The organism is Marinobacter sp. BW6, assembly GCF_008107725.1.
GTDB lineage: Bacteria > Pseudomonadota > Gammaproteobacteria > Pseudomonadales > Oleiphilaceae > Marinobacter.
This window is the reverse complement of sequence record NZ_VIRN01000064.1, coordinates 1,643,444-1,669,113: the sequence shown is the minus strand read 5'-3', so window position 1 is coordinate 1,669,113 and position 25,670 is coordinate 1,643,444. Positions and strand designations below refer to the sequence as shown.

18 protein-coding genes and 4 tRNA genes are annotated in these 25,670 nt (G+C 58.2%); 9 read left to right on the top strand and 13 right to left on the bottom strand.

Annotated features, from left to right (window positions below; translation table 11 throughout):
• Positions 1-2 precede the first annotated feature (2 nt).
• Both FMN52_RS16300 and FMN52_RS16295 read right to left on the bottom strand, forming a co-directional pair.
• Complete coding sequence (locus tag FMN52_RS16300; protein ID WP_240339503.1) at positions 3-3,764, bottom strand: translocation/assembly module TamB domain-containing protein; 3,762 nt, start codon at positions 3,762-3,764, stop codon at positions 3-5.
• Complete coding sequence (locus FMN52_RS16295; protein ID WP_148609608.1) at positions 3,761-5,410, bottom strand: autotransporter assembly complex family protein; 1,650 nt, start codon at positions 5,408-5,410, stop codon at positions 3,761-3,763. The genes FMN52_RS16300 and FMN52_RS16295 overlap by 4 nt, the downstream gene beginning before the upstream one ends.
• 291 nt (positions 5,411-5,701) lie before the next feature.
• On the opposite strand from FMN52_RS16295, the gene FMN52_RS16290 reads away from it, so the two are divergent.
• Positions 5,702-6,709: a hypothetical protein gene (locus FMN52_RS16290; protein ID WP_148609607.1), complete on the top strand. Its 1,008-nt coding sequence runs from the start codon at positions 5,702-5,704 to the stop codon at positions 6,707-6,709.
• 43 nt (positions 6,710-6,752) lie between these two features.
• Entirely contained in the window at positions 6,753-8,240 is a 1,488-nt protein-coding gene (locus FMN52_RS16285; RefSeq protein WP_148609606.1) for an amidase family protein, read from the top strand.
• Positions 8,241-8,327: 87 nt separating this feature from the next.
• On the opposite strand, the gene FMN52_RS16280 is transcribed toward FMN52_RS16285, so the two are convergent.
• Together FMN52_RS16280 and FMN52_RS16275 are read right to left on the bottom strand one after the other, a co-directional pair.
• Positions 8,328-8,404: transfer RNA gene (locus FMN52_RS16280), tRNA-Met, on the bottom strand.
• Positions 8,405-8,503: 99 nt separating this feature from the next.
• Positions 8,504-9,841 (bottom strand): acetyl-CoA C-acetyltransferase, encoded by a 1,338-nt coding sequence (locus FMN52_RS16275; RefSeq protein ID WP_240339502.1) that lies wholly within the window; start codon positions 9,839-9,841, stop codon positions 8,504-8,506.
• A 314-nt stretch (positions 9,842-10,155) separates the two neighbouring features.
• Here FMN52_RS16275 and FMN52_RS16270 point away from each other — a divergent pair, with 314 nt between their 5' ends.
• Entirely contained in the window at positions 10,156-11,562 is a 1,407-nt protein-coding gene (locus tag FMN52_RS16270; RefSeq protein WP_148609605.1) for a 3-oxoacyl-ACP reductase, read from the top strand.
• Between the two features lie 150 nt (positions 11,563-11,712).
• On the opposite strand, the gene FMN52_RS16265 is transcribed toward FMN52_RS16270, so the two are convergent.
• From FMN52_RS16265 to FMN52_RS16240, 6 genes are all read right to left on the bottom strand, one after another.
• Positions 11,713-11,788 (bottom strand) — tRNA-Val (locus tag FMN52_RS16265).
• A 19-nt stretch (positions 11,789-11,807) separates the two neighbouring features.
• A tRNA-Asp gene (locus FMN52_RS16260) sits at positions 11,808-11,884 on the bottom strand.
• Positions 11,885-11,951: 67 nt separating this feature from the next.
• A tRNA-Val gene (locus tag FMN52_RS16255) sits at positions 11,952-12,027 on the bottom strand.
• Positions 12,028-12,188: 161 nt separating this feature from the next.
• Positions 12,189-12,446, bottom strand: coding sequence for a hypothetical protein (locus tag FMN52_RS16250; protein ID WP_148609604.1), 258 nt, complete (start codon positions 12,444-12,446; stop codon positions 12,189-12,191).
• Between the two features lie 49 nt (positions 12,447-12,495).
• Entirely contained in the window at positions 12,496-13,368 is an 873-nt protein-coding gene (locus tag FMN52_RS16245) for a DUF2846 domain-containing protein (RefSeq protein WP_148609603.1), read from the bottom strand.
• 139 nt (positions 13,369-13,507) lie between these two features.
• A complete protein-coding gene (locus FMN52_RS16240) occupies positions 13,508-14,476 on the bottom strand; it encodes a hypothetical protein (protein WP_148609602.1) in 969 nt (322 codons plus the stop codon).
• Positions 14,477-14,773: 297 nt separating this feature from the next.
• Here FMN52_RS16240 and purE point away from each other — a divergent pair, with 297 nt between their 5' ends.
• From purE to FMN52_RS16210, 6 genes are all read left to right on the top strand, one after another.
• Positions 14,774-15,265: a 5-(carboxyamino)imidazole ribonucleotide mutase gene (gene purE / locus FMN52_RS16235; RefSeq protein ID WP_148609601.1), complete on the top strand. Its 492-nt coding sequence runs from the start codon at positions 14,774-14,776 to the stop codon at positions 15,263-15,265.
• Positions 15,266-15,282: 17 nt separating this feature from the next.
• Positions 15,283-16,401 (top strand): 5-(carboxyamino)imidazole ribonucleotide synthase, encoded by a 1,119-nt coding sequence (locus tag FMN52_RS16230; RefSeq protein ID WP_148609600.1) that lies wholly within the window; start codon positions 15,283-15,285, stop codon positions 16,399-16,401.
• 71 nt (positions 16,402-16,472) lie between these two features.
• Positions 16,473-17,051 (top strand): superoxide dismutase [Fe], encoded by a 579-nt coding sequence (sodB, locus tag FMN52_RS16225; RefSeq protein ID WP_148609599.1) that lies wholly within the window; start codon positions 16,473-16,475, stop codon positions 17,049-17,051.
• 283 nt (positions 17,052-17,334) lie between these two features.
• Positions 17,335-19,395, top strand: a complete 2,061-nt coding sequence (locus tag FMN52_RS16220) for a GGDEF domain-containing phosphodiesterase (RefSeq protein WP_148609598.1) — start codon at positions 17,335-17,337, stop codon at positions 19,393-19,395.
• 26 nt (positions 19,396-19,421) lie between these two features.
• Positions 19,422-20,009 (top strand): LemA family protein, encoded by a 588-nt coding sequence (locus FMN52_RS16215; RefSeq protein ID WP_148609597.1) that lies wholly within the window; start codon positions 19,422-19,424, stop codon positions 20,007-20,009.
• Positions 20,010-20,020: 11 nt separating this feature from the next.
• Positions 20,021-22,018: a M48 family metallopeptidase gene (locus FMN52_RS16210; protein ID WP_148609596.1), complete on the top strand. Its 1,998-nt coding sequence runs from the start codon at positions 20,021-20,023 to the stop codon at positions 22,016-22,018.
• Positions 22,019-22,022: 4 nt separating this feature from the next.
• Here the strand turns inward: FMN52_RS16210 and gspD are convergent, their stop codons facing one another.
• Genes gspD through gspN form a run of 3 tightly spaced genes read right to left on the bottom strand, consistent with a single transcriptional unit; the run spans position 22,023 to position 25,649 of the window.
• Positions 22,023-23,972: a type II secretion system secretin GspD gene (gene gspD, locus FMN52_RS16205; RefSeq protein WP_148609595.1), complete on the bottom strand. Its 1,950-nt coding sequence runs from the start codon at positions 23,970-23,972 to the stop codon at positions 22,023-22,025.
• A 32-nt stretch (positions 23,973-24,004) separates the two neighbouring features.
• Positions 24,005-24,856, bottom strand: coding sequence for a type II secretion system protein N (locus FMN52_RS16200; protein ID WP_148609594.1), 852 nt, complete (start codon positions 24,854-24,856; stop codon positions 24,005-24,007).
• 1 nt (position 24,857) lies between these two features.
• A complete protein-coding gene (gene gspN, locus FMN52_RS16195; protein ID WP_148609593.1) occupies positions 24,858-25,649 on the bottom strand; it encodes a type II secretion system protein N in 792 nt (263 codons plus the stop codon).
• Positions 25,650-25,670 lie beyond the last annotated feature (21 nt).

The window sequence follows — 25,670 nt, the reverse complement described above, 5'->3', positions numbered from 1 at the left end:
ACTCAGAAATCCCGGGTGTAGAAAATATCCAGGGAGGCCGCCAGCCCGCTGGCAGCCTCCAGATAGAAGTAGCGGCCCAGATCGTAGCGAAGAGCGACCGTAGTGATCGGCTCGAAGATGCCGACACCGTAGCGAACACTCAGCTCATCCGTCAGATAGCCGCTCGCCACAACCGAGGTCTGATCGCCGGAGCCCTCCGCTTCCAGGGTGAGCTGGCGGATGCCAAACTCTTCGCCAATTTGCCCCGTCACCTTGTTGGTCTGGGTCAGCCCCAGTGACAGCGCCGCCCGGCTCATCTGGCCCTCATCACCCCGGCTCTGGGGCGCCCTACCAAGAATGACATAGGAAAGCGCGTCCGTCTGGGGCATATCGGGGTTGGAGAATACTTCCGTCTGGGGCGACTGCACAGGGCCGGTCAGGCGAATACCGGCAACAACGGTATCCACGGTACGGACGGCCTCGATGTCCAGATAGGGTTGGGTAAGATTGCCCACGAACAACAGTCTTGCCCGCCTGAGCTCGAGCTCCTGACCATAGGCTTCATACTGGCCATTGACCAGCTGGAGCGTGCCGCGAGTATCCATGTCATTGCCAATGCGAAGAGACCCCTTCAGATCACCGGTCACGCCGAAGGCGGCAAAGGTCACCTGATCTTCTCCAACGACCACTGTCACATCCATGTTCAGCGATCGGACAACGGGCTCCTCCCGCTCCACGCCGACAATGACCTCATCCTCCGATACCGACACGGCCTGCTCCGGCAAACCCTGTATCTCGATGTCGCCTCTTGGCACGCCGACCTGTCCGGATACCTCCAGGACTCCTTCACTGAAAACGATGGTCAGGTCCGGCTCCACCTCAAGCTGCGCGTAGGGCTCCAGGTTAAATGGCACACGGCTGCCGGAAATCGTGATTTCGCCCCGGGGAGACTGTTGCCAATCGATCACGCCATCCACAATGGTCTGGCTTCGCGCATTGCTCCGGATCCTGCCACTGATCTCGGCCGAGTAACCGCCAAACTGAACGCTGGCGATCACCTCCTCGATCGGTACCGGCAAGCGGGGATCGGAAACCCGTCCATTCACTAGATGCAGTTCGCCGGTCACCGCCGGTTTCATCAGCGGGCCGGAGAGCTGGCCCTGGCCGTTCACGCGACCGGCAACTTCATCCAGCCCGGAAAGCAGCCCTGCAAGGGCAATATCCAGACCCTCGAGACTGAAGGAACCCTCGACGTTGCGGTCCTCCGAGTTCGGATCCAGCTCCATGTCCAGCGTGAAATCACCAAGCTCCGGGCCGGAAAGACGGACCGAAAGATCGGCTTGTTTCGGCTTCAGGCCGACCTCGGTCGTCAGGGTATTGTAGGCGAGCGACTCCCACTCCCCGTCCACCAGCAGCTGGAATTGTCCTTCGCCGGCGTCCAGGAAAACGCGTCCGTCAGGGCCGTCGCCGGTGGTGGTGAAATCAACCTCTCCGTTGATCCGGCCGTCCCAGCGTAAAGTCTCTGGCAGCAAGGGTGCCAGGGCCACAGCAGGGAAACGGTCGATACGATAGGCAATGCGGGGGACCGGGAGCAGTGTCTGGTCCTCAGCACAAACCGTACTCTCTTCCCAGCGCCAGCAATGATTGCCAAATGTGAGTTCACCATCGGCTTTGTAAGCCAGGGTCGCCGGGGCCTGCAGCCGCCATTGCTGGGACTGTTCCGGAAGGTCAATCACGCCCCGAGACAACTCTCCCTGCCAGGTTTTCCAGTCAGCGCCGGCCCCTCCTGCGAAACCCAGCTCAAGGTCAGCCTCCGCATGACGTGCTCCGATGCTCACGGTGTGCTTTCCCTGGGTGCCATTGGCTTCCAGAGTGAGGATTTCAAGCTCTTGCCCGAACCCTTTGAGGTTTTCCGCCTGCAAACGGCTGACAAGGCGCATCCCCTCCTGCAGGTCGGCCTCAAGACTCAGGGTTTCAAGGGCAAGCTCATCCTGCCAGGCCAGGTTTTTGCCATTCGCCCTAAGCTGTCCCGTCGGGCGCTCTGGTGTTCCCTCCGCAGTCAGGCTGGCTTGCAGGTTCCCCGTCAGGCCGGGCAGAACAATCTCTGGCGCTGGCAGATTCAGAGCCAGATCACCACGCAGCACATCGCCCCAGGTACCGTTGCCCTCAATACGGTTTTCGCCCACCAACAGCCGCAGGTCGGATAGTTCCCAACTGCCAGATGAGGTATCGAGCCGGCCCTGCAGAGACGCCGGATTGGAACGCCAGACGCCCTCAAGATCCCATCCGGCGTTCATGGCGGGTACCGGACCATCCCCGAGCTGTCCCTCGGTCGTCACATCACCGCTTAAACTTGCTTCCAGAACAGGTACCCAATAACCGGGATTGAAATCCTTGAGGCTCAAGGCCGCCTGCCAGGAAAGTGGTCCGGAAAAGTTCACCGATCCGTTGCCGGTAAGAGACCCCGCGCCTGTGCTGACGGTCAGGTTGGTCAGTGTGGTCTGCTCGGTATCACCATCCACCGTGGTGGCCAGTTCCGCGCTGCCCTGAGGACCATCGACACCAGCTTCAAGGTCTGCGTGGTAGCTCCCCTCACGCCAGGACACGGTGCCATCCAGGGAACGAAGGGTTACCACTGGCGTTTCAAGACCAGGAATCAACGTATACCAGGGAAATCCGCGCAAACGGATATCGGCACTGGCTTCGAGGCCCTGGCGCCAGGAAACATTGCCATTGGCCACCACAGTATCCTGCCCGGCCCCGCTCGCCCGCCCCGCGGCCAGCTCGATCCGGATGTTCTCGGCCGCGCGAGTCGTCGCCAGGCCCTCCAGCGTCAGCCGTACCGGGCCTGCCGTGCCCGGAAGCGTGGCTTGCCCCCGGGTACGAAAACCCTCCTGCAGGCTACCCCGGGCGTCCACAGACCAATCATTGAGCACAAGGGTCTCAGGCAGCGCCTGCGCTGCGCGGAACTGATCCGAGGTTAGCCTCAACTGTGCCGGCAGGGCTGGATCGAGCGGCTCGACTTCCCCCGAGAGTTCAGCATTCAGGTAGCCGCGACTGGATGCAGCGACCATCAGATCCCGAACGCTGCCGGAGAGCCGGGCGTCGAGAAGCCACTCATCTCCGTAAGGCGGCGGTATGTCGGCTTTGACTTCCAGATTGACAGGCCAGTCCCTGCGAGTCTCTATCCGGCCAGCGGCGGACACCGTGTACTCGCCCAACTGATACCAGGCGCGCTTAATGTTCCAGTCGGCGCCCGATCCCCCCGCGTCCAGCTCAAACCGGTCCCAGACTCTATTGCCGTTGAAGCTAAAAGGCCCTACCCGGACGCCACCGATATTCAGCGCCAGCGGCAGGTCCACGCTTGGCAGTGTGATGGGGCTCCCGCCTTCGGATTTGTCAGCCGGGGGTAACTGGGTGACTTCGAGCGTCTCTGCCTCCAGATTCTCAATACACAGCTGTTTTTGGAACAGGCAGGAAGGCGACCAGTCCACGAGTGGCGACTCAACGACCACTTCAACCCCGTAGCCCCGCCATTGCAGGTGGTCAGCCTGCCACTGACCAAACAGGGATCCCCGGTCATTTTCCACCTGAAGGCCTGGCACCTGCTCTATAACCCAGGCTGTCCCCGTCTCGGAGCGCAGGGCCAGCAAAACAGCTGACACCACAAGGGCAGGCACGAGAATCAATACCGCCAGACCGACCAGCAACCAGAACCGAAGACGGCGCGGGTGTGCCGGCTGCTCGTGCGGCCTGTCGTCTGATGTTTCCGGTGTCCTCGTCACAGCTCAGGCCCCATGGAAAAGTGAATGCGCCAATCCCCGCCAAATTCACGATCCAGTCCTTTGGCAATGTCCAGCCGCAGCGACCCGACTGGGCTGATCCAGCGTATGCCGACACCGGCGCCGGTGGCCAGCGGGTCGCTCAGGTTGTTGATCGCGTTGCCATGGTCGACGAACACGGCGGCGCGCCATTTATCCGCAAACTGGTACTGATATTCGCCACTGCCAACCATCAGGAAGCGGCCGCCCACCGGCACGCCGTTATCGTTCTCTGGCGATAGGGTCTCATAGCCATACCCTCGCACGCTTTGGTCACCGCCAGCGAAGAATCGCAGGGATGGAGGCACATCTGAAAACCGGTTGGTTGCCACAGCCCCCGCCTGCAGACGGCCCAGAAACCGGTGCTTGTCCGCCAGCGTAAACAGCCCCTTGACCAGGGCGTTTACATGGAGGATATCCACATCGGACAGCACCGCCCGATGCGAACCGGTGACATCGAACTGCAAGTGATAGCCCCGGGATGGGTCCAGTGGGGAGTCTGCGTGAATTTTAGAGTAGCCAGCGCCCGGGAGCAGAAGTGTGCTTGTACCTTTCTCGTCGTTACCGATGTTGAAACGCTCGCCTTCCCAACGAAGCGACAGGACCTGCAGCCAGCCATTATCCAACTGATGCTGCCACTGCTGCCCAAACGTCAACAGTTCTGACTCGACATTCTCGATGTCCTCCCGCTGATAGCCGGCGGTGAGCCGAATCAGATCAGTCATGGGCGGATCCAGGGGCAACTCGTACCAGGTACTCAGGTTCTGCCGTGGCACCGAAAGCTCTGTTTCCGCACCACGCTTGTGGCCCATGGGATTAATCCAGTGCTCCCGCCAGTTACCCCGGAACCGTGGACCGACATCAGTCGAGAAACCGACGCCTGCAGATACTGATCGTGCCTCTCTTCGAGTGAGCTCCACGCGAACGGGAATCACGCCGTCTTCGGCACTGCTCGGCGATGCATCGATATCCACCCCACTGAAGTACCCGCTGTTCTGAAGATCCCGATTCAGTCTGGCTACCTCATCTGAATGGAAGGGAATGCCGGGTTCGAACGTGACGAACTGCTCCAGGAGGCCAAGCTCGAACCAGTGGCCTTCCCGAAAGGTAACCTCTCCAAGGCGATACCGCTCGCCACTTTCATAGATCAGAGTGACGGTAGCACTTCGGGTTGCCGGATCCACTTCCAGGGTGCGGGTAACAAAGCTGCCGTCAAAATAGCCACGCCGACGGGCACGGGTCTGGATGGTGTCGCGGAGATTGGCATATTGGCCATGATTGAGAATATCCCCTTCGGCGGGCTGCGCAGGGAGGTTGGATGTAAACCGGTCATCAGCGGCTGCCGGGCCCCTGATCTCAACGACACGGGACTTGACCAGTACCGGCTCACCGGGGGTAATCGACAAGATCAGCGTGGCGGTAGAATCCGAATCGCCCTGCTCGAGACGCCAGTCAATCATGGGACTGTAATAGCCGAGGGCCCGCAATGCCTCCCGGGCCTGGTCCACAGCCGTGGAGGCGTAACGCCTGAGGTTGCCCGCACTTCGACCTTCAACCTCACCAATGAAAGCCTCGGCGTTTGATTTCAGCTCCGGATAGTCTCCTTCCATGTTCACAACCACCTGTTGCGCGCAAACCCACGCAGGCAGACAGCAAAGCAAAGTGAAGAAAAGCCGGATCCGGCCCGAATTCACGACTTGGTAAATTGATAGCATCCGGCTATTTCAATGTTGGTGGTAACAAGAAAGATTTCCGTTAAAGCGTGGGAGTTTAATGGCAGACGGTCAAGTTAATCCATGGCTGGCCGATCGGCCTGCGTTAACCGGCCTCAGGGCGAGTCGTTTGTAGCGACGAAATAAGCTAACCTGTCAGATACTTAGCAACAGACCGGACCTTGGCGAATGCTGAAGATAAATCGAGAAAACTTGAAGTCCAGCCACCAGCTTGTCTGGTTCATCATTGATTTCCTGATGCTGGGCCTGCTGATCATCAACCTGGCGTTCATTATCTGGGACTCGATCTATAACTTTGTCGCCGTTCAGAATCTGCTCAAAGAACATGCCCCGGTCATCCAGTCCGCCTATCACCCTATCCACGAACGCTTCATCTTTTACGATCTGATCTTTGTCAGTATTTTCCTGACCGAGTTCTTTGTTCGCTGGGGTTACGCCATCAAGGCCAAAGTCTATGATCGCTGGTACTTTTACCCGTTCATACACTGGTATGACCTGGTGGGCTGTATTCCAGTAGGAAGCCTGCGCTTCCTCCGCATTCTGCGGGTGATCTCCATCATCTACCGACTGCACCAGTACAAGATCATTGACGTCACAAACACCAAGATTTACCGCTTCGTGAATTTCTATTACGAAGCCTTTATGGAAGAGCTCTCCGATCGCATTGTGCTGAAGGTGCTGAGCGGCGTGCAGCAGGAGGTCAAACTGGGCTCGCCGCTGTTTGACAAGATCCAGAAGGACATTCTCTACCCCCGACGGGACATGCTCTCCGACTGGATTTCCAAACGGGTTGCCGAGGCGGCCCAGGAAGGCTACGTACCCAATCGCGGAGCCCTCAGGAGCTACCTGGAAGACAGAGTGGATAATGCCCTGAAACAGAACCTGGAGCTGTCACGATTGAAATATCTTCCGGTGGTGGGCCCCACCATTCAGGAAACCCTGGAAGAGGCCGTGGGGGACATCGTTGCCCACGTTATACACCAGATTCTCGAAGATCTGGCCTCAGCCTCCAACCACGCCTTCATTGAAGATATCGTGAACGTATTCCTGCCGACACCCGGTGAAGTGAGAGCCGATGAGGCCCAGAACGAGGCCCTGATTAACCTTATTGTTGAGATCATTGACGCAATCAAGAGCCAGGTAAACGTAAAACACTGGCGATCCGAGTTACCCTGACGCCCTGGCGATCGTTTAAAAACCAACAACAACGAGACCATCCATGGATGCATCGCAATTGCCACTGCACTATCAATCCGCCCATGACCTTCTGGCACAACTTGAGGCTGGCACCCTGAGCAGTGAGGCTCTGACCACTGCCCTGCTGAACCAGATCCGCGAGCATAATCCGGCCATCAATGCCGTCGTCACCCTGGATGAAGAGCGGGCTCTCGCCAGCGCACGCCGGGCCGATGAACAACGTGCGGCCAACACGGTAAAAGGTCCCCTCCACGGACTGCCCCTCACCCTGAAAGACACGTGGGAAGTGGTTGGCCTGGCCTGTACCGCGGGCGCACCGGCTCTGAGAAACCACAAACCAGAATGCCACGCAGACGTTGTGCAGAGGCTTGAAGACGCCGGTGCCATTATCCTGGGCAAAACCAATGTGCCGATCTACGCAACAGACCTGCAGAGCTACAACAAACTGTTCGGGGTAACCAACAACCCCTACAACCCGGCACACACACCCGGGGGCTCCTCGGGCGGCGCAGCAGCTGCCCTGGCCGCAGGCATGACGCCCCTGGAAGTAGGCAGTGACCTGGCTGGCTCCATCCGCACACCCGCGCACTTTTGCGGCGTGTTTGGCCACAAGCCAACCCGCACTCTGGTCTCTTTTCGCGGTCACATTCCCGGACCGCCCGGCACCCAATCCCGGCCGGACCTTGCTGAGGGCGGTCCCATGGCGCGTAACGCCCGGGATCTGGAGCTTCTACTGAAAGTAATTGCCGGGCCCCGGCCAGCTGAAGAGCGCAGTTGGGCCTTGGCAATGGCACCAACTGAACTTCAAAGCCTCGACCAGGCCAGGGTCGGTTTGTGGCTGGAAGACCCCCTGTGTCCGGTAGAACAGGAGCTGACCGAAGGCTATCAGGCCCTGGGCAAGTCACTGGCTGAGCGGGGCGCACTGGTCACCGAAGCCAGCCACCCCTTACTGAGCCTTGAACATATCCTGCCCGCTTACTTCAACCTGCTTGGTGCATTACTGAGCACGTCCCTGAAACCCGGCCAGCGCCGACAAATGAAATGGATTGCCCGACTGGAACCCTGGCTCAGATTCCTCGGCCCGATGACGCCGTTTATCGGTGAATACGGACGGGGCGTGAATCAGCCGGTCTACCAATGGATGGCCTGGAGCGAAATGCGCGAAAAGATGCGGGCAGAAATCGAATCATTATTTCAGGAAGTGGACGTTCTTCTGACGCCGGTAACACCAACCACCGCCATCCGGCATGACCACACCCACCCGGTCTTCAAACGCCGGATTACCGTCGCCGGCCAGCCAAGGGCGTACATGGACCAGTTCTGCTGGATCGCCTTCGCCACCTTGCTTGGCCTACCCGCTACCTCTGTGCCCATTGGACGGACAGCAGAAGGCCTGCCATTCAATGTTCAGGTGATCGGTGCACCGGGGATGGATCTGACGACAATCGGATTTGCGGGATTACTGGAAGACGCCGGGCTGGCTGGGTTTGTTCAGCCGGAAGGATTCTGAAAAACGCGGAAGCGAAAAAAAGCCGGCAACTCAAAAGCCCCCGCTAAAAAGCAACAAAGCCCGCGAAAGCGGGCTTTGTTTCAATAGTGGTAGCGGGGGCTGGATTCGAACCAACGACCTCCGGGTTATGAGCCCGACGAGCTACCAGACTGCTCTACCCCGCATCAAACTGGTTGTTTCTCAGGGAACCCCTGATCAACGTGGCGCGCATGATAAGGGGTGAGACCGACACTGTCAAAGGAAAGTTCCGGTTTTCCGTAAACTTACCGTTCCAGTATCGCAGTGACCCCCTGTCCACCGGCTGCGCAAATGGAAATGAGGCCTCGACCACTGCCTTTCTCCTCCAGCAACTTGGCCAGCGTCGCAACGATTCGGGCACCGGTGGCGGCGAAGGGATGTCCGGTTGCCAGACTGCTCCCTTTTACATTGAGCTTGTCACGATCAATGCTACCCAGGGGCTTATCCAGACCCAGCCGTTCCTTGCAGAAAGTCGGATCTTCCCAGGCTTTCAGCGTGCAGAGCACCTGCGCGGCGAAGGCTTCGTGAATTTCATAGAAATCGAAATCCTGAAGGGTCAGCCCCGCTTTCTCCAGCATCCGGGGCACCGCATAGGCAGGTGCCATCAGCAGGCCTTCCTTCTTGTCCACGAAATCGACCGCAGCTACTTCGGAGAACGTCAACCACGCCTTGACCTCGTAATTATTGGCCTTCGCCCATTCCTCACTGGCCAGCAACACGCAGGACGCGCCATCCGTCAACGCCGTGCTGTTGGCTGCAGTCATAGTGCCGTTTTCCCGATCAAAAACCGGCTTGAGCGTGGCCAGTTTCTCCAACGTGGTATCCGGCCGCAGAATATTGTCTTTCTCCAGCCCCGCCATTGGCGTCAGCAGCTCGTTGAAGAAACCCTCCTCATAGGCTTTGGCCAGCTTCTGGTGGCTCTCAAAGGCCAGCTTATCCTGATCCTCCCGGGCAATATCCCACTCCCTGGCAGTGACCTGGGCATGCTCACCCATCGACATACCGGTGCGGGGCTCACCATTTTCAGGAACCTCAGGCTTGAGATGACCCGGCCGGAAACGCCCCAGAATCTTCAGCCGCTCGCCCGCAGTCTTGGCCCGGTTCAGATCCAGCAAAATTTCCCGAAGCCCCTCACCCACGCCAATCGGCGCATCGGACGTGGTGTCGGTTCCCCCGGCAATGCCACACTCAATCTGCCCCAGGGCAATCTTGTTGGCCACCAGAACCGCCGCCTCCAGCCCCGTACCACAGGCCTGCTGGATATCGTATGCCGGCGTCTCCGGCGCCAGCCCACAACTCATCACCGCCTCCCGGGTCAGGTTAAAATCCCGCGAATGCTTGATAACCGCCCCGGCAGCCACCTCACCCAGCCGCCGCCCCGCAAGGCCATACCGATCCACCAGCCCTCGTAGCGCCGACGTCAGCAACTCCTGGTTACTGATCTTGCTGTACGCTGTATTGGACCGTGCGAACGGAATCCGGTTACCACCCAGCACCGCCACGCGGCGAATATCCGAAGGGGCAGAACTGGCCTTTTTTGATGTGGCGGTTTTCTTTTGAGTCGTTTTCGGTGCCTGTGCCATGATCAATCCATTCCTTTTATGAGATATCTGCGATGCCCAAAGGAGCAATGGGGTTGGGCTTTCCAAAACCGTAGAGCGCCAGGGATGGCGCGACCGAGCCCTACAGGGACGTATTCACGGGCGTGTTTTGGGAAGCCCAACCCCATTGCTCCCTGCACCCAATCTGAAAACAGTGTAGCGAGAACGCCAAATGCCTCATTGGCACCCCTGACAACACCCTACAGGCATTGAGTCAATCCAAAAACTATCCGATTCTTTACCCTGTAGGACGATTCGCATCCAGCAACCCGAATGCAAACACAAGGAAGCCACCCATGTCTGACCTCTATCTTAGAATAGTAAACACCCCGGTAGGTAAAACCGCCGCACAATCCCTGGGCCTGCCCGCGCCAGTACCCCTGAAACGCCTCAAACGTACCGACCAGCCCTTTATTGAAGGCGACGTGCTCGTTGGTGCGGCCGGCGGCGGTAAAGCCATCGCGATCATTGGCAGCACCCTCAGTGCCAGCGCCGCCACACTGCATCACGCAAGCGGCAATGATCGCCTGAAAGATTCATCCAAAGCTGGCAACAAAGCCCGGCCACTGGATCTGGGGTCGGAAATTGACCACAAATTCTCGGCCCTGGTGTTCGACGCCACCGGGTTAAAAGGACCCGACGACCTTCGAGCCCTGTACGATTTTTTCCACCCCACCATCAAAAAACTCGGCAGCAACGCCCGCGTTCTTGTTATTGGCCAGAACCCCGCCACCTGCAGGAAAGCACCCCAGGCGGCTGCACAGCAGGCCCTTGAAGGGTTTGTTCGCAGCGCAGGAAAAGAAATCGGCAAGAAAGGCTCTACGGCAAACCTGCTGTGGATAGCACCGGGGGCAGAGAATCAGCTGGATTCCAGCGTGCGGTTCTTTCTGTCTGCCCGCTCTGCCTATGTGTCCGGCCAGGTGGTCAAGATTGGCAAAAGCGATGCAGCGCCCGCGACCAACCCTGTCGCTCCGCTGACCGGCAAAGTAGCCCTGGTCACCGGTGCCTCCCGTGGCATCGGCGCTGCGATTTCTGAAACCCTCGCGAGAGATGGCGCCACCGTTATCGGCCTGGATATTCCGCCAGCCATGGAGGACCTGGAAAAGGTCACATCCGCCATCAACGGCAAAGCACTGGCCTGTGACATTACCGACGATAGGGCGCCAACACTGATCGCCGACTTCATCGACGAGCATTTCGGTGGGGTTGATCTGGTCATTCACAACGCGGGCATCACCCGGGACAAGACCCTTGGCAACATGCCCGAGCACTTCTGGGATATGACGATTGCCGTGAACCTGACCGCCGAGGAATTGATCGACGAGGAATTGGCAAAGCGGGAACTGATGAAAGAGAACGGTCGCATTGTCTGCATCTCCTCCATCAGCGGCATTGCCGGTAACTTCGGGCAGACCAACTATTCAACCGCCAAGAGCGGTGTAATCGGCTACGTGGAAGCCATGGCACGGCAGCTGAAGAACGGGGTAACCATCAACGCTGTTGCCCCAGGATTTATCGAAACCCAGATGACCGCAGCCATGCCGGTCACCATCCGCGAGGCAGGGCGCCGGATGAACAGCCTGTCCCAGGGCGGGCAGCCTGTGGACGTTGCGGAAGCGATTGCATGGTATTGCAGCCCTGCATCCAATGGGGTGAACGGCAATGTAGTGCGGGTTTGTGGGCAGTCTTTGATCGGCAAGTAAGAATCGACCAGACCTGGACGTCGGATTACGCCTTTGGCTAATCCGACCTACGTGGCTGTCTGTGTAGGTTGGATTAGCCAAAGGCGTAATCCAACATCGCGAGCACAAAAAAAGGGCCGATCCTCACGGATCGGCCCTTTTTTAGAATTCTGGTGGGTGGTACTGGGATCGAACCAGTGACCCTCGCCTTGTAAGGGCGATGCTCTCCCAGCTGAGCTAACCACCCGGGAATACTGCATAAAAAATGGCGGAGCGGACGGGACTCGAACCCGCGACCCCCGGCGTGACAGGCCGGTATTCTAACCAACTGAACTACCGCTCCGCATCAATTCCGGCCCTCGGGCCCGAACCTGAAACCGGATGGGGTGATCCGGTGATGCATTTGAAAGTGGTGGGTGGTACTGGGATCGAACCAGTGACCCTCGCCTTGTAAGGGCGATGCTCTCCCAGCTGAGCTAACCACCCACTTTCAAGCCTTTCAAAGGCGCTCACTTGCTAGCCAGCGTTGCTGTCTCAACCAAGTGAGAGGCGCATTTTAAGCATTTGGCTGGCGGTGTCAAATATTTTCCCTGAATTTTCTCAAAAAACCTGCAAGCCATTCAAAAGAGTACAGTTTTTGAGCAAATTCACTTTGGCCGCGAAGCCTTGCCCGCCGCTTTAACAGCCCGTACGACCGGGCGATCCTGGCCCGCTTGCTCCGCTTTTTCCTGCAGGGACAGCTCGCTGACACGGCTGCGCCTGTTTTCCGGGACCGCTCGATTGGCCAGGGAGCAGTTCAGGTCGTCAAGCCGTTTCTGCAGATCCCCCCAGCCATCAAGTAGCTGGGGGACAACATCATCCGCGAGTTTTTCAAATCTGAGTCGAAGAGAATCCTTGAAAGCCATTGTTTTAAAATTTCCCGAGTCTTTCACCTGCAGTCAGTGTAGTCAGCACTCAGAAAATCCACCAGCCACCGCCGGATTCTGCCTCTTCCCTTCGTTCACGCTCCAGTTCCAGCTCCGCGTATTCCCGCTCCAGCTTCTCAATCTTGTGATCCGTCTCCAGGGGAACCGTGGGGCCACCGCCGAAGGGCCAAAACCAGGAAGTGGATTCATACTTTCCCTCTTCCTTCAGCCGCTCGACCTCAAGTTCCCGCTCCTCCTCAAGCAGCACAAGTTGCCGCTCATAATCCAGGTCTTCGTTCACTTCCACAATCGAGGTCGCCGCGTGATTCGGCGCCAACAGATCACTGTTCAGGAAACGGGTGGAAACAATCTCCTCCGCCTGCATGGCATATTCCCGGGTCACCAGCTGCAGGTCGCCCTGAGTCAGGGGATGGTCCGAATCCAGGTCAGGATGCCGTTGGCCCGGCTCCGAGAGCTCGTTATAACGCAGGTAATAGATCTGGCCAGGCTCAACCTCCAGTGTGGCATCAGCGATCAGACTCAGACTGAAGGAGTTCATCCCCTCCAGCCCCAGCAAAGGCCGACGCATGGCAATGTGGCGCTCTCCGGGGCTTACCTCCAGCCAGGTGAAGCTGTCGTTGCGGATATTGAAATAGTGGGTATCGTCTATGTAGACACTCGGGGCTTCAATCTCATCGGCCGCCCACTGGGAATGGGTCCGATAGAAATACAGCACGGCGTTGCGTCGGTCCCAGCTGTCGTTATCAATATGGACGAAATCATGGCCGGAAACCGGATGCAGGAACGAACCAACGCTCTTGCCGATGGACTGATAAACGGTACAACCCGACAACGCCAGCAACAGAAACACCACCACCAGCGGTCGGAAAAACGGGGAGACAGAAGGCACTCGGGTTTTCATTGTTGTTAACTCTTCATCCTGATTGCGAGTTGCCTGATCATAACAACTGCAAATCGCCAGAAATGAGAGCTACCGCAAGGGATTGCTACAAACCGTTACAAAACCCGAAATGCCAAGGACCAAATGCCCTGCAGGCCAGTTACTGCCCGCTAACCTGACTCCGCAGCTGATTCACCTCTTCAGACAGCCGAACGAGACGGGAAGTCAGTTGTGAACGGGAGGAATCAATGGACTCAACCGTTCTCTTGAGGCTGGCCACCTCATTTCGCAGCGCCTGAACCCGGCCATCGCCGGCCAGCTCATCCGTCTCCCGCTCCAGGGCCGAAATCCGCCCTTCCATGCCGCTGATACCAAGCTTTTGCTCCTGCTCAAACCGCCGGATACGGCTCTCGATTACCTGATCCACATCCGCTAGCTGCTGACTGAGCTTCGTCAACTGATCCGTTGCCTGCCGGTTGGCATCCTGCAGCGCCGTGATCGACGTCTCCGTCTGCTGCTTCAGAGCCGCGATGTCCTCAGAAAGTGACGAGCGAACCTTCTCTACCGACGTTTCAAGAGCGCCAATAGACTTTTTGCCTTCCGCAAGGCCGGCTTCCAACGCGGCGATCCGCTCCTGCTGCTCATCGAGACGTTTCTTGTTGCGCTCATTGGCAATGACCCAGAGCTTACGAATCTCACTGTCCGCCGTATCAAGCCGCTTCGTGTGCGCCGCTATCTGCTCCTCCAGAGTCGCTCCCCGTTCCTGCAGATTCTCGCCCGTCTCCGAAAGCTCACCCTCAAACCGCGCCAACGCCAGCTTACTCTGCCGAGCCCAGTAATCCGCCTCCTCGAGCTGTCCTTCCAACGCCTGAACCCGCTGCTCCTGCGAATACCAACCAGCCCCCGCCGCCACGGCCAGCACAATCAACAGCACCCACAGCATCGCCGAGCTGCCGCGGCTACCCCCGTTACCGCCCTTGCCACCTTTGGGAGGCTGCGCCGGCGCCGACGGTTCGCCTTTCCCACTTGAAGATGGCCTGGGCTTTCTCTCTGCCAACTTCTTCGGCTCGGCACTACCACTCGGTCGTTCGGCCCTCAGCTCATCATCATCTGGACGGATGGGTTCCATTACAGCTCCTGACTATGGACGGTTAAAACAATAAGGTCCGATAATACCTGTACTTACCCGCAGGTAAAAATGCAGCCTTGCCAATACATACTTTTGCATGGAGTCAGGGGGCGGGATGGAGGCTCTTTCCGGAAATGTCTGAAGCCATGGATGGCTTCAGCCAAGCCCACATGGATGTGCTCGTAGCGTTTTCCGGAAAGAGCCTCCATCCTGCCCTACTCCGAAGCCATAAGTTTGCATGGTAAGTAGGCAAAACATACAATGGCCGGCTTTCCAATTATCACAGGACTGTTGCATATGCAGCCGCTTGTAGGACTCATCATGGGCTCCAAATCCGACTGGCCCACCATGGAACACGCCGCCAACATGCTCGAAAAACTCGGCGTGGCCTATGAAACCAAAGTCGTCTCAGCCCACCGCACCCCGGATCTGCTGTTTGACTACGCCAAAACCGCGGCTGACCGCGGCCTGAAAGTCATTATCGCGGGCGCCGGCGGCGCAGCTCACCTGCCGGGCATGGTTGCCTCGCAAACCGCCCTGCCGGTTCTGGGAGTACCTGTTCAATCCAAAGCTCTGAATGGCCTGGATTCTTTGCTGTCCATCGTCCAGATGCCAGGCGGCATCGCTGTCGGCACCCTGGCCATCGGCAAAGCCGGAGCCACCAACGCTGGCCTCCTTGCAGCACAGATTATCGGCACCTCCGACGACAATGTCCGTGAAGCGGTGGAACAGTTCCGAGCAACACAGACCGAAACGATTCTGGACAATCCTGATCCTCGGGACCAGTAACAGGCAGGAGAACACGAATGAGAATTGGTGTACTGGGCGCCGGCCAACTGGGACGAATGCTGGCACTGGCCGGATACCCACTGGCCAAGACCTTTGTTTTCTATGACATGTCAGGCAGCCCCAGTGCCGGGCTCGGTGAAGTGATTATCGACCGCGAGGGCGAATACCTCGATGACTTCCTATCCCGCGTCGACCGGGTTACCTATGAGTTCGAACACCTACCGGTAGACGTGGCCGAGAAAATCGCCGCCCACAAACCCGTTCACCCCTGCCCGCGGGCATTGCAGGTGTGCCAGAACCGGGAAGCGGAGAAAACCCTTTTCGGCCAGCTAGGCATCCCGACACCAGAATGGAGAATTGCTGACAGCGCCGCCTCATTGAAAGCCGCCGCAGAGGAACTTGGCTGTCCGGTGGTGGCGAAGTCCAACACCGAAGGTTACGACGGCAAGGGCCAGGCTGTTCTGAGGAGTCCGGAAGACGCCGAGGCTGCCTGGGCGTCTATCGGCCACCCCCGCCTGATCGTGGAAAAGTTTGTCGACTTCCATCGGGAAGTATCAATGATCGCCGTGCGCGCTGAGGACGGGGACCTGGCGTTCTACCCGATGGCGGAGAACACCCACCACGAGGGGATTCTGCGTTACTCGATTGCTCCAGCACCAAAACTCGAAAAACATGTTCAGGAAGATGCAGAGCGTTACATCAAGGCGCTACTGAACGAGTTGGACTATGTCGGCGTATTAACACTGGAGCTATTCGAGACTGCCAATGGCCTGGTCGCCAACGAAATGGCTCCGAGGGTTCACAATTCCGGGCACTGGACCATCGAAGGCGCGATGACCAGCCAGTTCGAGAACCACATCCGAGCCGTCAGCGGGCACCCTCTTGGGAATGTCGCGCCCCGTGGCGTAAGCTGCATGATCAATATCATCGGCGAGCATGGCGATATTGAGCGGATCCTCGAACTGCCCTATGCCCATGTTCACCTCTATAATAAAGGGGAACGTCCGGGCCGGAAGCTGGGCCATGTGAACATACTGGCGGACAGCTACGAAGAACTGGTGTGGCGGGTAAAGAACTGCGCGCAGTTCCTGCCTGGCAGCCCCGAGTTTAAAAGTTCTTTAGCACCAAGGGGTTGATCTGACTCAAATCGACCCTATATTGGGCTTACGTACATCAACATAAACAGAGAGACAGGGAGAACGACCTCATGGCATTTGAACTTCCCGCACTGCCTTATGAAAAGAACGCACTGGAACCGCACATCTCTCAGGAAACCCTTGAGTACCATTACGGCAAGCATCACAACACCTACGTCACCAAGCTCAATGGTCTGATCGAAGGTACTGACAACGCCAACAAGTCTCTTGAAGACATCATCAAGAGCGCCAGCGGCCCGCTGTTCAACAACGCCGCACAGGTCTGGAACCACACCTTCTACTGGCATTGCCTGAGCCCGAATGGCGGCGGCGAGCCGACCGGCGCTGCGAAAGAAGCCATCGAGAAGGCGTTCGGTTCTTTTGATGACTTCAAGAAAGAATTCAACGACAAGGCCGCCAACAACTTCGGTTCTGGCTGGACCTGGCTGGTGAAAAAATCGGATGGCAGTGTTGGCATCGTTAATACCAGCAATGCTGAAACGCCGCTGACCGGTGCCGACAAGCCGGTACTGACGGTCGACGTCTGGGAGCACGCGTACTACATCGACTACCGCAACTCCCGTCCGAACTACCTGGAAGCTTTCTGGAATCTGGTCAACTGGGATTTCGTAAACGAAAACCTGGCCTGATCGAAGCTCCGCTTCCAGACAGAGTCCTCAAGGACTGTGTTGAAACGCCCGCCTCTGGCGGGCGTTTTTGTGTCTGTCATACCCAGACAATTACAATTTGATACAACCGCGCTCTGAAATCTTTGGAAAAATTGCCGATAATCCATGAAGATATCCGGAACCTGAACCATACTTGGGAACAACAATCAGGGTGAGACCCCAACCACATCGCCCGAAGTGCGACACTTTCGCCCTGAACAATGCGGAACGATCGTCCTGCATAACCGGAATAAGACAGGCTTGAATGCATAACTCCTTCGAGGTTGAACATCGCCTGGGCTACCGAATCTTACGGTGGATTCTTGCCGTGGCCCTCGTCAGTGGTGTCATTGTCAGCACCATACAGGTCATCCTGGATGCCCAACGCGTGTCTCTGGGTCTGGACAATGACGCCGAGCAGACAATCGCGATGGTAAAAGACGCCGCCACGCAGGCCGTGTTCAGCATTGATGCCGAACTCGCCCAACAAGTGGTGGACGGACTCTTTGCCAAGGAAGCGGTTCATATGGCCCGCATTGTCCACCCCGATGGCGACCCGCTGGGCAATCGCAGCCGCCCACTCCAGGAAACCGCCTTCCGTCCGGTGACCGATCCGATTTTCGACGCCGAGCGCATCTACAGGGAACCACTGTTCCGCGAGGGCAGCCCGGAAGACGTCTACGGCTTCCTCGATGTTCACTACGACACGGCAGCCGCCGCCCGTACCTGGCTGGACAGGGCTGCCGTCACCTTTGCTTCCGGTATCGCGACGGCACTCATTCTCGGGATGGTGTTGTTCTTTGTATTCCACCTGCTGCTGACGCGCCCCCTCCTCAGAATTGTCAATTCCGTGAGGCAGGTGGATCCTGCCCACCCGGATGACCGCCTGGTCACCATCCCATCCGGCCACCAGAGCGACGAGCTTGGCCTCTGGGTAAACGCCACCAATAATCTGCTGGTCGCCATTGGTGACAGCCAGAAGCGCCATCGCGAGGCAGAGGATCGAGTGAGCCGCCTGTCCCGCTACGATCAGCTCACCGGCCTACCCAGTCGGGATACCTTCATGGAGCTGCTGCTGCGGGACATTGAGGAGGCCAACAAACGCAATTCACAGCTGTCCCTGATTGTCTGCGGCATCGACGACTTCAAGTCGGTGAACGAGCAATGCGGTTTCCGCTCTGGCGATCTTATTCTGCAGACGGTCGCCGATCGGCTAACCAGCAAACTGGATAATGCCCGCTTCACCATTGCACGTCTTGGCAGCGATCAGTTCGTGATCGTTCAGAAAGGACTCCGGGACGGGTTCCAGGCAGCAGACACGGCTGAGCGAGTTCTGGCCTGTATCAGCGAGCCCATGCTTGTTGAAGATCAGAGTATCTCGATGAGCGCCACCCTGGGAGTCGCGCTGTACCCCTCAGACACCAATCAGGCGGACCGGCTGCTTCAAAGTGCCGAACAGACAATGACCCTGGCCAAACAGAACGGCCATAACCACTTCCAGTTTTACGTTGCCAGCATTGATCAGGAAATCCGGGATCGGAAACAACTGGAAAAAGATCTTTCCCAGGCACTCTCCAACCACCAGCTGCACCTGGTTTACCAGCCCCAGATCAATCTTGAGAGTAAACGGGTGATCGGGGCCGAAGCGCTGCTGCGCTGGGAGCACCCGACGCGTGGCACGGTTCCCCCCGACTTTTTCATTCCGGTGGCCGAAGCCAATGGCTCCATCGTTGAGATCGGCCAATGGGTTCTGGACCAGGCCTGCTGGCAGGCGGCACGCTGGGCATCGGATGGTTCCCCGCTGCGCATTGCTGTTAACCTCTCAGCCGTTCAGCTTCGCCAGGAAACCATCGTCGATGACGTTCTCGATACCCTTCGACGACACAAGATTCCTGCCGGGCGACTGGAGCTTGAGGTGACCGAAACCAGCTTCATGACCAACCTTTCAGACGCGGTGGCCAAGCTCCACAGGCTTAACAAGGCGGGCATCAGCATCGCAGTGGACGACTTCGGCACCGGCTACTCGTCCCTCACCTACCTCAAACAGATGCCAGTCCAGCATCTGAAGATCGACAAACAGTTTATCCGGGACCTGCTGGTCAACGAGGAAGACACCCGAATTGCCAACACCATCATCGATCTTGGCAAGAGTCTGAATCTGTCAGTGGTTGCTGAAGGTGTGGAAACGGCGGAACAGGAATACTACCTGAGTCAGCGCGGCTGCCAGCTGGCCCAGGGCTATTTCTTCAGCAAACCATTGCCGCCTCGTGAGTTTGAGACCTTCGTAAAAGGTTTCCACGAGCAAATCGTGGAAAATAACGCCTGACCCATCCATTACCCTGAGGAGTTGCCATGGGAACTACCGTTATCGGCCTGATCGTCATTGCCGTCGTTGTTTTCTACCTGGTCTTTATCTATAACCGCCTGGTTTCACTGCGCAATCAGTTCAAGAACGGGTTCGCCCAGATTGATGTCCAGCTGCAGCGCCGGCACGACCTGATTCCCAACCTGGTGGAAGCAGCGAAGGCCTACCTGACCCATGAGAAAAGCACCCTCACCCAGGTGATGGAAGCCCGTAACAACGCGGTTAGCGCCCAGAAAGATGCGGCCAAAGATCCCGGTGACGGAACCAAGATCCAGCGCCTGGGCAGTGCCGAAAACCTGCTGACCAAGGCCCTTGCCAATTTTTACGCCGTGGCGGAGAACTACCCGGAGCTCAAGGCCAACGAAACCATCCAGCAGTTGATGGAGGAACTGTCCAGCACCGAGAATCGCGTCGCCTTTGCTCGCCAGGCCTATAATGACGGCGTAATGAGCTACAACATTTTCCGGGAGCAGTTCCCCAACAACGTCATTGCCGGGATGTTTGCCTTCAAGGAAACCGCGCAACTGGAACTGGAATCACCGGAAGCCCGCCAGGCACCGAAAGTGGCCTTCTGAGGCCCTGAGGTATGGCTCATCCCGGTTTCTTTCAGCGCCAGGCCCATGCCCGGCGCAACACCAGCCTGCTCGTCTTCCTGTTCCTGACGGCAGTGGCGTTTATTACACTCGCCGTCTGCCTGGTGGGTTATTTCGTGACCCGCAGCGAATCGTCCGGTCTCGCCTTCCATCACTGGCTGCTCTCCAATCATGGCCTTCTGACGGCCGTTACGGTTGTCACACTGATTGTTTTGGGCTCGCTGCTCCGCTGGGTCGACCTGGCCGGCGGCGGGGACCGGGTTGCCAAAATGGTTGGCGCGCGCCCGATTGATCCTGATACCCGGGACAGTGACGAACGCAAACTGCGCAACATTGTCGAGGAAATGGCCATTGCCAGCGGTGTTTCGGTCCCGGAACTCTATGTGATGGACCAGGAAACCGGCATCAATGCCTTTGTGGCCGGTTATACGCCCGGCGAAGCCGTCATGGTCGTCACCCACGGTGCCATCACCCAGCTTTCCCGGGACGAGCTCCAGGGCGTGGTTGCCCACGAATTCAGCCACATTTTCAACGGCGACATGCGGTTGAATGTCCGGCTCATTGCCCTGCTTGCCGGCATCCTGATGATTGGCCAGATAGGTGGTTTTCTGCTCCGAGCATCCTTTTACCGTGGCCATCGCGTCGGAAGGTCACGGGACGGGCGGGCCCAGGCGGCTATGGGTATTATCGGCCTCGCCCTGTTCGTAATCGGCTATGTAGGCGTTTTCTTTGGCCGGCTCATACAGGCGGCGGTGTCCAGGCAGCGGGAGATGCTGGCAGATGCCTCCTCGGTGCAATTCACCCGCAACCCGGAAGGCATTGCCGGTGCCCTGTTCAAGATCGGCATGAAGGGCGGCTTCCTGGACACCACCAGCCACGCCAGTGACATGAATCACATGTGCTTTGGCGAGAGTGCCCGGATGAAGTTTACCTCACTGCTGGCGTCCCATCCGCCGATTGACGAGCGAATCGATGCCATTCAGCCGGGCATGCTGGCCAGATTGCGCAGCCGGCTTCGGGATACCGAGCCGGGTGCCGACCTTTACCGTGGTTCCGGACCAGCTCCAGAAGCCGGGGCCTCGGGATTTACCGGCGCGGCAGCCGACATCCTCGGACCGGTCACAGGCAGGAGCGGGAGAACCTCACCGCTCGCATCCAGCCCAGAGAAGAGCCTAAAGCCGGCCCGGAAATTTTCCGATCAGGTCGGGACAATCAACCGGCAAAGCGAAGATTTCGCAATGCGCTTCCTGAAGCGCCTGCCGGCCACCTTCCGAAACCTCCTGTACACCCGGGCCGGGGCCGCACAGCTTTGCTATGCCATGCTGATCAGTGAACTGCCGCGACCACAGCAAACGGAACGACTGAGCCTCCTGCCGGCGCACCCGGTATTGGGCAGCCAGCCGGATCTGCTGGAGAAACTGCTGCCAGCCCTGAAAACCATTGGTGATGGCGTCCGCTTCCCTGCCCTGGAGCTCGCCATGCCGGCTCTGCGCAAACTGGACCCGGAAGAACGGGAGATGCTGATCACCAATGTCCAGAAACTGGTCGCAGCGGATAACCGGGTTACCCTGTTCGAACTAGCCCTGACAAGCTTCCTATCCCGTCATCTGGGTGATGAGGCAGCACGAGTGGTACCGGTCCGCTACAAGAGCTACAAACCGGTCATGCCGGCCCTGCAGCGCCTCCTGAGCCTGATGGCAAGGGCTGGCTCTGGGTCCCAGGCTGACGCCGAAAAACTGTATCGAGAAGCCATGGCAGGGTTCATGAATGCGAGGGATGCTGTTGAACCGGTTCTGGAGAAAGTCACCATGCGCCAGCTGCGGGAGGCATTGACCGCGCTGAACGGCCTCTCGCCTCTGCTGAAACCGGCGATCATTGATGCCTGCGGGCACTGCATCACCCGCGACGGCAAAGTGGAAACCCGGGAGTATGAACTGATGCGCCTGGTGGCGGACCAGATGGACTGTCCGATGCCGCCACTGGCTGTTTGAGGACTTACTGGACCCGGGCACTCCCGTCTTCAAACAGCGCATCCACGGTCGGACGCTGCTCTTCCGTCGGGATACCCAGCTTTTCACGGATGTTCAGATTCACATCCCATAGCTGATTGAACTTGTCGGAGGTGGCTGCAACGGCCTCCTCCTTGCCCAACATGATTTTCGGGCGCAGGAACACCAGAAGGTTACGCTTTACCCGACGCTCCGACTCCGAGGAGAACAGGCGTCCGATAAACGGAATGTCACCCAACAGAGGCACTTTGCTCTTGTTGACCTGATAATCATCCCGGGTCAAACCGCCCAGGACGATGGTCTCACCATCATCTGCAAGCACCGTGGTCTTGATTTCACGCTTGTTGGTGACGATATCCGAGGCATTCTCGATACTGTCTGCCACGCTCTCCGTGGTCTGCTCCACAACCAGGCGCACCAGGCCATCGGCGCTGATGGTCGGGGTAACCTTCAGGGTCAGACCGATATCACGACGCTCGATGGTGGTAAACGGGTTGGTCGTGCCATCGCCGGTGACCGTGGACTGGCCGGTGCGGAACGGCACGTTCTGGCCCACGATAATTTCCGACTCCTGGTTATCCAGGGTAATGATGCTGGGCGTGGAGAGAAGGTTTGCAGCCGCCGAGGTAGAAAGCGCCTGCAGGAGAATCCCCCAACTCACACCATTCTCGTTTCGTTGGCCGGCGCCGACCGTGATGCCGCCGGTGGCAGGTGTAATAGCTGAGCCGGTCAGAATTGCGCTCAGCACCTCGCCGAGGCTGCGGCCCACATTACCAAAGTTGGAACCGATCACCGGCGTGGATTCACCAGACTCGTCAGCCACAGCAACCTGGACGCCCAGATCCTGGCCCAGTTCGTCACTGATCTCTACAATGGCTGCCTCAATCATGACCTGGGCACGACGTACATCCAGAGCTGCAACAATCTGTTCGGCTTCCTGCATGAGAGACGGCTCACCGCGAACCACCAGCGCGTTCAGCCCCTCATCCGCAAACACGGCAAAGCTGCTCTGCGGTTTGGCACCGCCTGTGCCCCCCGAACCCGTGCCCTCTTTAACGAGCTCGCCCATGACACCCTTGAGAATCTCAGTCAGGTTTTTGGCATCAGCGTGTTTCAGCCTCAGGACCTTGGTGGTGCCACCGGTCGCCGAAGGCTGATCCAGTTGCCGGATGAGGCCACGCATCTTGTCCCGGAAGGTCTCATCGCCCCGCAGAATGAGCCGGTTACTGCGCTCATCGGCGGTTACGCTGTATTTTCTGGCAGCGTTGTCGCCGCCGGCTCGACCCAGTTCATCCGGGGCCAGCTCCTGCAGCAGAGTAACCATATCGCCCACCCAGGCTTCCTGAAGCTGGATGACTTCCACTTCGTATTTTGACGGGCTATCCAGCTCCCGGACAATCTGCTCGATACGCCGAATGTTTGAGGAATGATCGCTGATGATCAGCGCGTTAGCAGCGGCCACACCGGCCAGGTGACCATACTTCGCCACCAGTGGGCGCAAAATCGGCACCAGCTCCAGGGCGTTGGCGTTGTCGATCTGGATAACCCGGGTAATCAGCTGCTCGGAGGGGGTTTCTGGAAACCGCTCCAGGGATTCTGCCGACTGCTTGGCGTCAACCTGCTGCACTACCTTGATCACTTCTTCGCCAGGAATGGCGGTAAAACCGTGAACATTCAGAACCGCCAGGAACAGGTCGTAAATCTCATCCTTGTTCATGGGTGCGCTCGATAGCACGGTTACCTTGCCCTTCACCCTCGGATCCACCACAAAACTGTAGCCGGTAATATCGGCCACCTGGGTCACAAAGGCGCGAATATCGGCGTCTTTGAGATTCAGTCGCCATGTCTCGGCTTCCTGGCCATGCGCCATGGACATAAAGGGAAGGAGGACAAGCAGGACAATGGCCCGCAAAAGATTGGTCTTGTGGTTATACATCTGGCGTTTTCGTCCTGTTTCAATGAACCCGATCAGCGCCACTGTTCGGGTATGGCATAACTGATGGTGAGGATGGATCCGTCACGCTCTATTTCTATCTCCAGCTGGGCCTGGCCGCGCCAGTTCTCGAGCAGAGCCTTGTCCTGACTGATATCACCGAGTCGCTGGCCGTTGATGGCGGTTATCACGTCACCGGCCTGCAGGTTAACGGCATTCAGCATGGCATTAGAGCCGTCGTATACATAGCCGGACATGCCGCTGTCATCCACCGGACTCAATCCGAAAGGTGCCAATGCGGCAATGCCCTGACTGTCAATCTGTTCGCGGGCGCTGGCCAGGAACTCATCCGGTGATGATTCTGCCGGCTCGGTGGTCACTTCTGCAACCAGTTCAGACGACTGTTCCTCGAAAGTCAGGGATTCGTATCGCCCACCCCGACGAATCAGTATGCGCCCGGGTTCCACTTCCGCCAGCTTTGCATTGCCGGGCAACATTTCTCCGACCCGGTAATAAGCTGTCTCACCATTACTTCCAGCAACTATAGCACCGGAGTCCTCCGGGCGCTGTGCTACCAGTACTCCTTCCAGCCGAAGCCTGAGGCGGGTCTCCGGAGCCGAGCGGCGAACGGCTTCCGCCACCTCAACCGGTCGCTCCGAACGGCCGAAAAAATCGTACACAGCCATGGAGGCATTCACGCGACTGCCCCCAGCCATGTTTCCGGTGCCGTTTGCAGACGGCGCGCTGGGAACCGGCCTGTCGTCCCAGGCCAACAGCCAGGTCATCCGGGCGAGAGTAACAGCCAGATAAACCACCAGCACCAGCAGCAACAGGTTCGCCAGTATCCGGGAAATCCGGCTCTGGGCCGGAATACTCAACAGCGCCATATTATCGCGCCCCCGGTACGAGAGGCTGTCGTACCCGGAACACCACATCTCCGGGGTTGGCAGAATCCGGCCAGGGCTGACCGGCAAGATCCACCATGCGCTTGTAGACACGCAGCTCCATCATTCCGTTCCACGTTACCGTCGCATCCGCCGCCGGTCCCTGCCCTCCTTGCTCGGACACGCTCAAAGCAACACCACCCTGGGTGGTGTCCATGGTCGCCTGCATGGGAGGAAACTCTGCCTGCCCCCGCTGATCTCCCATTGGCCAGGTCACCAGGCCGCCTTCCCAGCGCCCCAGACCTTCGGCCCGGGTAACCCGGTTATCGGCCCAGGTCATGTTCAGCCGGTCAATCATGACCTCCCCTTCGATCATTGCACCGCCGCTCTGCCGGATCAGGTCTTCAAACTCGGCCACCATGACCCGGCCATTGGCATCCAGCTGAGCGCTGGCGGGCCAACCGATCGTAACATTACCGTTGAGCGAGGATTGTGACGATTCGACAGACATTCTGGCTGGCCATTCGAGGTCGATAACAGAGGGCATATCAAGTTGCCACTCGACACGCAGCGGAAAACCGGCAACGACAACCCCGGCTTCTCCATCCCAGAGTTTGCCGGCGACCTGTCGAACCTGCACTTGAGGAGGCAAAGGCACATGGGCAGAGGCCTGCTGCCAGACCCATCCGGCAGGTACAAGAAATACCAGTGACAGCAGATAAACCAGAACGCCCAGCAGCAGAAGCAGAAATACCTTGCCGGGGCGAAGAAAGGATTTGGGTTCAGCGTCACTCATTCAGCGTTGCATAGTTAATGG